8 protein-coding genes are annotated in these 10,990 nt (G+C 65.9%); 6 read left to right on the top strand and 2 right to left on the bottom strand.

Annotated features, from left to right (window positions below; genetic code table 11):
* Nucleotides 1-485: L-serine ammonia-lyase, iron-sulfur-dependent, subunit alpha (locus ACFW5B_RS34885; protein WP_386449026.1), on the top strand; the 485-nt coding region annotated here is incomplete at its 5' end.
* Between the two features lie 539 nt (nucleotides 486-1,024).
* Nucleotides 1,025-1,513 (top strand): hypothetical protein, encoded by a 489-nt coding sequence (locus ACFW5B_RS34880; RefSeq protein ID WP_386449023.1) that lies wholly within the window; start codon nucleotides 1,025-1,027, stop codon nucleotides 1,511-1,513.
* A gap of 161 nt (nucleotides 1,514-1,674) precedes the next feature.
* Here the strand turns inward: ACFW5B_RS34880 and ACFW5B_RS34875 are convergent, their stop codons facing one another.
* Together ACFW5B_RS34875 and ACFW5B_RS34870 are read right to left on the bottom strand one after the other, a co-directional pair.
* The gene (locus tag ACFW5B_RS34875) at nucleotides 1,675-3,051 is read right to left on the bottom strand and encodes an IS1380 family transposase (RefSeq protein ID WP_386449020.1); all 1,377 of its coding nucleotides are present in this window, start codon (nucleotides 3,049-3,051) and stop codon (nucleotides 1,675-1,677) included.
* A 136-nt stretch (nucleotides 3,052-3,187) separates the two neighbouring features.
* Nucleotides 3,188-3,445: a hypothetical protein gene (locus tag ACFW5B_RS34870; protein ID WP_386449017.1), complete on the bottom strand. Its 258-nt coding sequence runs from the start codon at nucleotides 3,443-3,445 to the stop codon at nucleotides 3,188-3,190.
* A 222-nt stretch (nucleotides 3,446-3,667) separates the two neighbouring features.
* Here ACFW5B_RS34870 and ACFW5B_RS34865 point away from each other — a divergent pair, with 222 nt between their 5' ends.
* The 4 genes from ACFW5B_RS34865 to ACFW5B_RS34850 all read left to right on the top strand — a co-directional run bounded on the left by ACFW5B_RS34865 (nucleotide 3,668) and on the right by ACFW5B_RS34850 (nucleotide 10,837).
* Nucleotides 3,668-5,242 (top strand): N-6 DNA methylase, encoded by a 1,575-nt coding sequence (locus ACFW5B_RS34865; RefSeq protein ID WP_386449014.1) that lies wholly within the window; start codon nucleotides 3,668-3,670, stop codon nucleotides 5,240-5,242.
* Nucleotides 5,235-6,515: a restriction endonuclease subunit S gene (locus ACFW5B_RS34860; protein ID WP_386449011.1), complete on the top strand. Its 1,281-nt coding sequence runs from the start codon at nucleotides 5,235-5,237 to the stop codon at nucleotides 6,513-6,515. The genes ACFW5B_RS34865 and ACFW5B_RS34860 overlap by 8 nt, the downstream gene beginning before the upstream one ends.
* 15 nt (nucleotides 6,516-6,530) lie before the next feature.
* Nucleotides 6,531-9,611, top strand: a complete 3,081-nt coding sequence (locus ACFW5B_RS34855; protein WP_386449008.1) for a type I restriction endonuclease subunit R — start codon at nucleotides 6,531-6,533, stop codon at nucleotides 9,609-9,611.
* A 374-nt stretch (nucleotides 9,612-9,985) separates the two neighbouring features.
* On the top strand, nucleotides 9,986-10,837 hold the full coding sequence (locus tag ACFW5B_RS34850) for a DUF5655 domain-containing protein (RefSeq protein WP_386449005.1): 852 nt from the start codon (nucleotides 9,986-9,988) through the stop codon (nucleotides 10,835-10,837).
* Nucleotides 10,838-10,990: the final 153 nt, after the last annotated feature.

The raw sequence follows: 10,990 nt of genomic DNA, 5'->3' as shown, positions 1-10,990 counted from the left end.
CCGCCGTCCTGCACTACTACATCAACTTCGTGCCCGGCGCCGACGAGGAAGGCGTCATCCGCTTCCTGCTCGCGGCCGGCGCCATCGGCATGCTCTTCAAGGAGAACGCCTCCATCTCCGGCGCCGAGGTCGGCTGCCAGGGCGAGGTCGGCTCCGCCTGCTCCATGGCCGCCGGCGGCCTCGCCGAGGTCCTGGGCGGCTCCCCCGAGCAGGTGGAGAACGCCGCCGAGATCGGCATGGAGCACAATCTCGGCCTGACCTGCGACCCCGTCGGCGGTCTGGTCCAGATCCCGTGCATCGAGCGCAACGGCATGGCCGCCGTCAAGGCCGTCACGGCCGCCCGGATGGCGCTGCGTGGCGACGGCCGCCACCATGTCTCCCTCGACAAGGTCATCAAGACCATGAAGGACACCGGCGCCGACATGAGCGTCAAGTACAAGGAGACGGCGCGGGGCGGGCTCGCGGTGAACATCATCGAGTGCTAGGGAAACAGGCCCTGACCAGCGCGTTTGCATCTTTCAGCGCTGTCAGGGCCTTCCCTGCTTACCCGGCGGAAAGTCCCCGAAAAGTCCCCGGGACAGGCTTGAAAGTCCCCGAAAAGTCCCCGGGATGTCCCCGGATCGGCGATGCTTCCAAGGTGTGAGCAGAGCTCCTCGGGGTCGCCTCCTGCCTCCTCGTGGTCCTGCTGTCCTTGGACGGCAAAGTTAGTCGCTGGCGTCGCTCTGACCCGCGTCGACTGGGGCTGATTGGCAAAAGATCTTGCTGGGCCTGCTTGTGATCTGACCGGGGGTTCAGTCCTGGCTCTGGAAATAGCCACGTCGAGTGGGCTCCTGTACCGCACGGTGCTCAGGGCCGGTCTCGGCGGGCGGTCCTGCGCCGTCGTTCGAGTTGGGGGAGCCAGTCTCGGGCGGCTGGGGATCCGCGGTCGCTACCGCCCAGCCGTCCTCTTCTCGGGGGTTCCAGGGCGCCCAGCTGCGCGGTGGGTCTCGGAGGTGTCTCTTCGGTCTCAGTAGCATGTCGCAGCGTGGCAGATATCCATGAGGTTCTCCTTACGGCCGAACTTCCAGCTGATCTGACAGAAACCGAGATAGCCGAGCTTCGCTGGCACCTTGGTCTTGGCTCGCGCCCGGAGCAGTTCACCATCGTGGTGGATTCCTGGCCGATGGTGACCGTCGACGAGGAGGGCGAGCCCCTGCCTGAAGGCCAGTGGGAGGTCGACCGGTACCCGCTGCTGGCAGAGCGCGGACCTGCAGACCCCAGGATCGGCGGCGTTCTCTTCTCCGAACTGGCCCGCCGCGACGGACCAACTGACCGCGGCTGGGCCCTGTCTTCCCGCCAGGTCCTCCACAGTGACGATCTCACCCTGCTGGAACAGTTGCTGCAGTGGTTGCAACGGCGAGCGGTTGGGCACAGGGGAGGACCGGTCTGCTTCAGTTGCCACACCCGCTTCTACGAGGACGATCACGTCCTTAAGCCGGTGCTGCTCGATGAAGGGGGATTGACGATCCTCTAGCCTCGATCTTTCGTGACGGCTCGTCAGTTCATCTGGCGGGCCGTTTCAGCTTGTTCGGTGGGATGCGGGTGTGCTCAGGGCCCGGCTGTCGCGTCGGGTGGGCGCCGGGTTCCACTGCTCCGGCGGGGTGAGCAGGTCGGCGGGACGGTTGAATCTGCTGGTCATCCGGGGTTCGGGAGGGCGTCGAGCCGCCGGATCGCGTCGGTGATGACGTCGGTCCAGGGCCAGTGGTGGGTGAATCTCAGATGCCGACGCCGGCCGGTTGTGACGAGCTGGGCGGCGGCGGAGAACAGGCGGAGCCTCAGTCGGCGGGGCTCCCACCTGCGGGTTTTGCCGGTCAGGGCGAGCATCGGCATCCAGGCGAGCAGGTCGAGTGCGAGCTGGACGATCTCCAGCCAGATCCGGTTCTGTGCGGTGTCGTGCAGGGGCAGGTTGCGCAGGCCGGTGGCGCGAGCACTGCGGATGCGGTCCTCGGCGCGAGCACGTCGGCGGTGCCGTAGCTCCAGCTCGGCGATGGGAGTGCCGGGGGTGTTGGTAGCGAAGCAGGTCAGCCGCAGCCCGTCGGCGTCGGTGAAGCGCAACTGGGCTCCAGGGTGCGGGCGTTCCTTGCGGACGATCAGCCGCATCCCCTTCGGCCAACCCTTGAGGCAGTCTCCGTCGAGCTCGGCGACCCAGGCGCCGGCACGGATCTCCCCACCTGGCTCGACGGCCACCGTCCAGGCCGAGGCGGGAACCCGTAGAACGGCCTGGTGGACGGCGTCGGTGATGGTCATCCCGACCGAGTAGGACAGCCACCGGCCTCGCTTGGCGAGCCAGGCCACGAACTCGTGGGTGCCACCGCCGGAATCGGTACGGATCAGCGTCTGGCGTCCGCGCCGGTACTTCTTCGGTAGTTGAGCCAGGGCGAGTTCAGCGGTCTCTATGTGATCGGCGGCGGTGTTGCTGCCCGCGTTCCCGGGCCGCAGCAGCCCGGCGACCGGCTCCCCGCTGCCGCCCGTTCCGTGGTCGATGAAGGCCATCAGCGGGTGGTGCCCGAAGGTCTTCTTCCAGGTCGCGGTGGCGTCCTGCTTCTCGGAGTGCGCCAGCACAAGCACCCCGTCGATGTCCACGATCACTTGCCCGCCCGCGTCCGGAGCCGCTGCACCGGCCAACTTCCAGACGTGCTCGCGGACGTGGGCCCGTGCGGTGCGGATCGCGGACAGGGCTTTCGGCCCGGCCGATGCCAGGGCATCGACGAGGCGGGAGACGGTGGGATCGGAGGCCACCGCACCGAACACGGCCGGCTCGGCCCGCAGCATGCCCACGTCCGCCAGGCAGTCACCGCCGAGGGCGACCGCCAGGGCCACATCCAGCAGGATCTTCCCCGGATGGTGCACCGCCCGGGACTTGCGCCACGGAGCCAGGGCCGCCGATATCGCCCCGTCCAGCCCGGTCTTGCGGACCGTCTCCACCAGCAGGACACCACCCGCCTGCGAGACCACCGTCCGAGCACCGTCCCCGACGCAGACACGAGGGTACGAACCGATACGCTTCTTCACCTGGAAAGTGCCTCCGACGGTGGCAGGAACAAGGGCCTCAACAATCCTCATTCTTGCTGGTCAGAGGCACTTTTCGCTTGACCGACCACCCGTCGGACACCGGGCTCTGTGAAAGCGCGAGGCTAGATCTCTTCGATCAGATCTCGAAGGCACGGTTCCACTGGACGTACACAAACCCACTCGTCCGACGGGGATGCAGCGGAGCCCTGGTGCTCGTCTCCCGTGAGCCGCCGGATTGGCGAACCTTCTTGATGCCCTTGGAGAATCCGGAGAGCTCGACCGGCGGGTCGGCCAACAGCCCCATGCCCCTGCCTTCGATGTCGCGATGGGACGATGCGGTGATGCGGCGGCCCGAGCAGAAGTGCTCGACCTTCGCGGGGGCCAGACGCCGCAACGCCTCCGCGAGTGGCTGTATGGACTGTTTGCCATATTTCGTGGTCCTGGGGAGGGATATCGTTGGTGAGTCGCCCGCGCAGGGAATACGACGCCCCGCGTGTGCTCCCCCGGCAGGATGCGCCCGTCGTGTACTTGCTGGGCACGCCCGAAATAGGGTGACCGGTAGGACACAACGGCCTTCGGGTCGCCACCTTTTGACGAGCAAGGACACCCCCGACTGATGGCAGTGACCCAGCAGGAGATCGAGAACCGGTTGTGGGACGCCGCCGACGAGCTGCGCGTGGCGATGCCCGAAGCGCAATACTCCTCGGTCGTCTTCCCGCTGATGTTCTGGAAGTACCTGTCGGACACCTGGGAGCACCACCACCAGGAGTTCCTGGATGAGAACGAGAGCCTGGACGACCTCTCTGCCGAGGAAGCCCGCGAGATCGAGTACCGCGACTACCAGTCGTTCGAGATCCCGTTCATCCACCCGGGCACCGTCCAGGAGCGTCGCGCCTCCTGGTCATCCATCCTCGCCACCATCACTCAGCCCGGCCTCGGCCAGCGGGTCCGCGCCTCCCTGCAGGCCATCGAGACTGCCAACCCTGACAAGTTCTCCCGCCTGTTCGGGTCCATGACCTGGACCTCCGAAGAGGTGCTGTCGGGGGATGTGCTGGCGGCGGTCATGCAGGCGATGGACCGCACCCCGAAGATGCACGAGGGGAACATGTCCCACGACGTGCTCGGTGGGGCGTACGAGTACCTGCTCAAGCGGTTCTCCGACGGGTCCGGCACCCGCGCCGGCCAATTCTTCACCCCGCGTGAGGTAGTCGAGCTGATCGTCGAGGTCCTGGACCCCAAGGGCCACGAGTCGGTGTACGACCCGACCTGCGGGTCGGGCGGCATGCTCATCGCCTCCGCGAACCTTCTGAAGGCCCACGGCGGGCGCGGCTACACGCTCAAACTGCACGGGCAGGAGGCCGTCCCAGACACTGCGGGTGTGGCCCGCATGAACCTCTTCATGCACAACCTCACACAATTCAAGGTCGAGGTCGGCGACACCCTGAAGGACCCACGCTTCAAGAAGCCGGACGGCTCCGTAGCGACGTTCGATGTGATCCTCGCCAACCCGCCGTACAGCCTGAAATGGAAGCCCTGGACCAACGACCCGCGCGCCCTCGGCGCAGTCGCCCCGCAGTCGTCGGCGGACTGGGCGTTCGTGCAGCACATGATCGCCAGCATGAGCCCGAAGAAAGGACGTGCTGGGGTCGTCTTGCCGCACGGCGTCCTCTTCCGTGGCGGCCAGGAAGCAGCCATCCGCCAACGCGTCCTGGACGACGACCTCCTCGAAGCGGTCATCGGCCTGCCTGCCAACCTCTTCTACAACACAAGCATCCCCACGGCGATCCTGGTGTTCCGGTCACCCAACACCAAGGCCCCGGAGCGGCAGGAAGGCGTGCTGTTCATCGACGCCTCGAAGCGGTTCACCAAGGCCAAGAATCGCAACATCCTCACCGACGCAGACATCGCCGACGTCGTGACCGCCTACCACTCGAAATTCGACGCTGCCGGTAACCCATTGGACCCCGACGGAGCAGCCGGACTCGCAGCGCGACTTGTCCCCACCACGGAGATCGTGGCGAACGGGTACGACCTCAACATCGGCCGTTACATCAAGCAGGCCGCCGCCGAGCAGGAAGACCTCGGCACTCTCATCGACGCCTACAACCTCGCCCGAGCAGACCGTCAGAAGACCGAGCAGCGCATGCTCGCGGTCCTCTCCGCCGCAGGGATCGAGGGCTTCGATGAGTGAATGGCAGCAGATCGCCCTCGGTGACCTGCAGACTCGTGAGCACGGCAAGGAGGCCGTTCCGCCGCAGGGATCGAGGGCTTCGATGAGTGATGACTGGGTCCTCACGACCTTTGGTGAGGTTCTGACTTCGGTCTCGCGATCGCGCAAGGTCGCGGTCATGGATCTCGAAGAGATTCCGTACGCAGGAGTTCGCTGGAAAGCCGAGGGCGTCTACCACAGGGACACCGTCTCTACCGAAGGGATCACGGGTAAGGCGGTCTACCGAATCGAGAAAGACGATGTCGTCTACAACCACATGTGGCCGACCAAGGCAGCATTCGGCGTCGTCAAAGAAGATGCGGCGGGTTGCTACGTGACGAACCACTTTCCGCTGTTCACAGTCAAGCCTCACGTTGCGATTCCTGCATTCATCGAGGCCACATTTCAGTACCCCGAGTTCCAGGCTGAGGCAGCGCGTCGTGCCGTTGGAACAACGGAACGGAAGCAGATCAGCAATGCGGCCTTCGCGTCACTCCCGATCTGGGTACCTCCGTTGTCGGTGCAGGAGCGAATCGTCGAGATAATCGGTGCAGTGGACGGCCAGATCACCGCGCTCGACGTCGAGGCGGGGGCGCTGGCAGCGGTTCTACGTCGCCGACGAGCCGACCTCATGACCGACGACTCGGTTGAAGCCGTGAGGGCCGAGCACGCATTCGACTTTTCAACCGGAGTGCGCCGGACACCCGACAGGGCGACTGGCCCGTACATGACGCCCTACCTCCGTTCCGCGAACGTCGGTTACGGGACGCTCGACCTGTCCGACGTGCTCGAGATGAACTACGACCCAGCGGAGCGCAAGAAGTTCGGCCTCCACTACGGCGACGTCGTGGTGTCCGAGGGCAGCGCAAGCGCGAATGCGGTCGGGATGCCCGCCATGTGGCGAGACGAGTTGCCAGCTCCCGTCTGCACCCAGATGACCCTGCTCCGTCTCCGGGCATTGGAAGGGATCTGTATCCCGGAGTTCGTCTTCCACTGGAGCATGTGGGCCTACGAGTCGAGGGCCTTCCTTGACGTTGCGGGTGGCACCAACATCAAACACATCAGCGCCAAGCGGGCGAAGGGTATGGCCGTGCGCCTACCGTCGCTCGACCGCCAACGCGAGATGTCAGTGGAACTTGACACGATGGAGACTGCGTTGAAGGCGACCCGGGCGGAGGCCGCCCGTCTCCGCGAAGTCCGGGCAGGGCTGCTGCCGGGGCTGCTGGACCGCACCATCGACATCGAGTCCGCCTAGTTGGAGGTCTGAGCCGTGGCGAAGGGCATTCGCGAGCGCGAGTTCCAGAACCTGATGATCCAGTGGTCCCTCCCGATGGGCTGGGATTTCACAGCGGGCAGGTCGCTATCGCGTGAGACGACGCAGACGGTGGTCGCCGACCAGCTGCGGGACGCCATCGTCCGCCTCAACCCAGGCGTGATCGACGGATTCGACGTGGACGCGGTAGTCGAGGAAATCGTCGCCACGGTCAACGCCGTCGAAGGCGGGCTGGTGCGGGCCAACGAGCAGGTAATGAACCTGATGCGTGGGCATAAGGAGTTCCGGGACGCCGACGGCGTGTGGCACGCGTTGAAGGTGATCGACTTCGAGCAGCCGACCGCCAATACGCTGGTCGTGTCGGACGAGGTGACCATAACCGTCCCGGGCAAGACCTCCCGCCGGTTCGACCTCGCGTACTGGGTCAACGGCCTGCCCCTGGTAGTGGTCGAGGTGAAGTCACCGACCGCGAAGTCCGGGTGGGCCGACGCCGCCCGCGAGATCAACGACGTATACGCCACCGAGTACCCGTGGTTCTTCACCCCCAACGTCTTCGCCGTCGCCTCCGACGGGCTGAAGCTGCGGTTCGGTGCAGCCGGCGCGCCCACGAATCTGTGGCAGCCGTTCCGGTCCACCGCCGACGACGAGAACCTGTCCGGGCAGGCCGACGTGCAGCGCTCCGTCGAGCTGCTGATGAACCCGGCCACGATCCTGGACATGCTCGCCAACTTCGCCCTCTTCGACACCTCCGGGGGCGGTGCGGACAAGAAGTACCTGCCCCGCTACCCGCAGATGGAGGCCGCCCATCTGATCCACGAGCGGGTCCTGGCCGACGGCCGGAAGGGGCTGGTCTGGCACCACCAAGGCAGCGGGAAGACGTTACTGATGGTGTTCGCCGCCTCGCTGCTGCTGGCCGACACTCGCACCGAGTCGCCTACGATCATCCTGCTCTCGGACCGCACCCATCTCGTCCGGCACACCTCCGGGGTGTTCACCTCCGCGATGGGCGACGCCTACTTCCACCAGCCCGCCACCGGCAAGGAGTTGCGTTCCCTGCTGGCCGACGACGTGCGCGGCGTCATCTCCACGACCATCCACAAGTTCGCCGATGCCGGCAAGGACCTGTCGACCCGGGGCAACATCATCGTGCTGGTCGACGAGGCACACCGCACCCAGTCCTCCAAGAAAGAGTCCCTGGCCGGGCAGATGCGCGCAGCGTTGCCGCACGCGAAGTTCTTCGGCATGACCGGTACCCCCATCAGGAACCTCGCCACCGATACCTTCGCCCTCTTCGGTGAGGAGACCGACCCGGACAGGGTGCTGCACCGGTACTCGGTGTCCCGGTCTCTGCAGGACGAGGCGACCGTCCCGGTCATGCTGGACCCGCACCCGGTCACCTTCGAGATGAACGACCAGGCGTTGCAGGCCGAGTTCGACCAGTTCGCCGACGACTTCGACCTCGACGACCCCGACCGTGAGGCCCTGTCCCGCAAGTTCGGGCGCCTCACCTCGGTGTTCACCAACCCCGAGCGCATCCATGCGGTCTGCCAGCACATCGTGGACCACTACCTGGCCAGTGCCTACCGCAACGGTCTCAAGGCCCAGGTCGTCGCCTACAACCGTGAGCTGGCCGTGGCGTACACGAACAAGATCAACGAGCTGCTGGCCGGCTTCGAGGCGTCACAGGTGCTCGCCGAGGTTGGGAAGCACGACCGGATCACCGCCGAGGTGAACATCTCCGTCTCGGACTCCAAGGACGAAGACGCCGCCATGCGGCCGTACCAGCTCTCGGAGGTCGACGAGGAGAAGCAGAAGCGGCGATTCCTCACCCCGGACGACCCGCTGTGCTTCCTAGTGGTGACCGCGAAGCTGATGACCGGGTTCGATGCCCCCAACGAGGGCGTCCTCTACCTGGACAAGCCGCTGAAGGCCCACTCCCTTTTCCAGACGATCACCCGCCCGAACCGCACCTGGGTGTCCCCGACCGGGTTCGTGAAGACCGACGGCGTGGTCGTGGACTACATCGGCCTGGCCGAAGATGTCCAGCGGGCCGTCGTCGACCCCACCTCCGCCGGGGACGCCGGCAAGGGTGGCGGGTTCGTCACCGACCTGACCGAGCTGGTCGCCGAGTTCCGCACCACCTTCGCCCGCATCGAAGACCTCCTCGCGGACGTGGACGGCGTGGACCTCACGGTCCACGGATACGAGTCCGTGCGCGCCATCAACGTCTTCCTGGACACCAATCCCGAGGCGGCCGAGGTATTCAGCAAGGACTACCGGCTCCTGGCCCGGCTGTACCCGCTCATAAGCACTGACAAGCGGGTCGCCAAGTACCGGGACGGCTTCGGTCTGTTCGGGTCCGTGTACACGACCCTGTTCAAGAAGTCCTCCGACGAGGAGAGGAAAGAACGGCTTGGTGAGCTGGGACCGATGGTCCTGGAGATCATCAACGCCCACGTTCACTCCTTCTCTGTAGTCGCCTCCCAGGAAGAAGCCCTCGTCCTGGACGCCCAGGGCATCGCCGTCCTCAAGGAGCTGCTGGCCCTCGTCCGCCCCAAGCCCGACAAGGGCGACAGCGAGGACAAGAAGCCGCCGTCCGCGGCGGAGATCCTGGACCACATCAAGGCCGCCCTCGAAAAGGGCGTCGAACCTGGGTCCGCGAAGTACACCGCGCTCGCGGAACGGATAAAGCAGCTGCGAGACCGGATCATCCAGAACGCCCAGGACGCCCTGGAGTTCCTGTCCGAAGCACTCCGGATTGCCCGCGCCATCGTGGACGCCCAGAAGCACCCCGACGAAGCCGTCGTCGTGCTGGACAACGACCACGTGGGTGTCCTGTCGCGGATCATCCACGACCACGCACCGTCCGGCCTCACCGTCACGGAGCGGAACCTGGCCGAGGAGATCGACCAGGTGGTGACCCGCACCCTAGCCCAGTCGTGGGACAACGCCGACGCTCGCAACCGAGGCGTCCGCCGTGCCACCGCCGCGGTCTTCCGCCGGTACACGCTGAAGCCGGTGGGGGAGCCGTATGACTCCACCGTCGCCTATATCGAGGCCCACTACCTCGTTGACTGACGAAAGCGCGGAGGCCCGGCAACCTGTGGCGGCTGCTGGGCCTCGTCGCGCTGCTCGCGCCCGGATCTATCCCTTGGGCCACACCTGAGGGCAAGCTAGTACTCCAGCCGGACTTCCGTATCTCTCCTGGTCAACGGCCTGGCGGTGAGGAGTGTAGCGGGGGCTCGAAGTGTGATTAGTTCTCTCCGTCCCATCAACCGAGCCCATGCCCGCCCGAGCTCGGGGAGCCGGTATGGCTGATGCAGTCGCTGGAATAGATCACCCTTGGCCTCGATTGTTAACAATGATCGAGGTAGAGGTTGGGGAGGCTCGTGAGCAACCTGAAAGTCTTCAGGGTGAGAGGCGGACAGGCGACGGAGGTGCCAGGGGCGTCCGTGGGGGTAGAGGTCGAGCTGCAGCGGCTGATCGAGGCCAACATGGAGGCGATGCTCGGCATCCGCTTCCTAGTGACCGAGTACCGTACCGGTCACCATGGAGGCCGGATCGACTCCCTCGGCCTGGACGAGAACGGCACGCCGGTCATCGTCGAGTACAAGCGCAACCGCGACCAGAACGTCATCAGCCAGGGGCTCTCGTACCTGTGGTGGCTCCACGACCACCACCACGAGTTCGAGAGCCTGACCCGGGAAAGGCTCGGAGACCAGGCTGCCGGGCAGATCGACTGGAGCGCTCCTCGGATTGTCTGCGTCGCCGGGGCCTTCACACGCCACGACACCGTGGCGGTGGAGATGATCGGCCACCGGATCGACCTCGTGACGTATCGGGTCTTCGAGGACGTGCTCACGTTGCAGCTCATCGCGTCGGCGGGCGGCAATCGAACCTCTCCGCGGAGCGGAACGTCGGCGTCGGTCCGCTCCGCGTCCCCGGCGCCGAAGTCGGTCCAGCAGTACGTCGACGAGTCTTCCGAGGAGCTCAAGGAGCTGTACGCGGACCTCGACGAGCTGCTGCTGGCGCACCGGGACGTACGCAAGGAGCCCCAGCTCCACTACATCGCCTACCGACGGATCAACAACATCGCCACGGTGCGCCTGCAGCCGCGCAACCGGCTGCTCGTGGTCAACCTCAAGCTGGATCCAGACACCGTGGAGCTGCACGATGGGTTCTCCCGGGACATGCGCGGCGTGGGGGTCCTGGGAATCCGCAGCGGCGTCGAGGTCCGGATCGGCTCGCGGGAGGACCTCGCACGGGCTACCGATCTCATTCAGCGAAGCATCGACGCTGGGTGACTCCCCCAGGACATGGGAGGGCGGTTGTTGCCACTGATTGGTGGTAAAAACGCCCCTCTCGGGGTTGTGCGCCCCGCTTACGGGGGTGTCACCCGAACACCACGGGCCCCGCCCGGTAGAAGTAGTCCGGGGGGGGCGCCCCGCGCCCCCCCG

Origin of the sequence: Streptomyces sp. NPDC058773 (assembly GCF_042746015.1) — a bacterium.
Taxonomy (GTDB): Bacteria; Actinomycetota; Actinomycetes; order Streptomycetales; family Streptomycetaceae; genus Streptomyces.
This window is presented reverse-complemented; position numbering and strand designations above follow the sequence as displayed.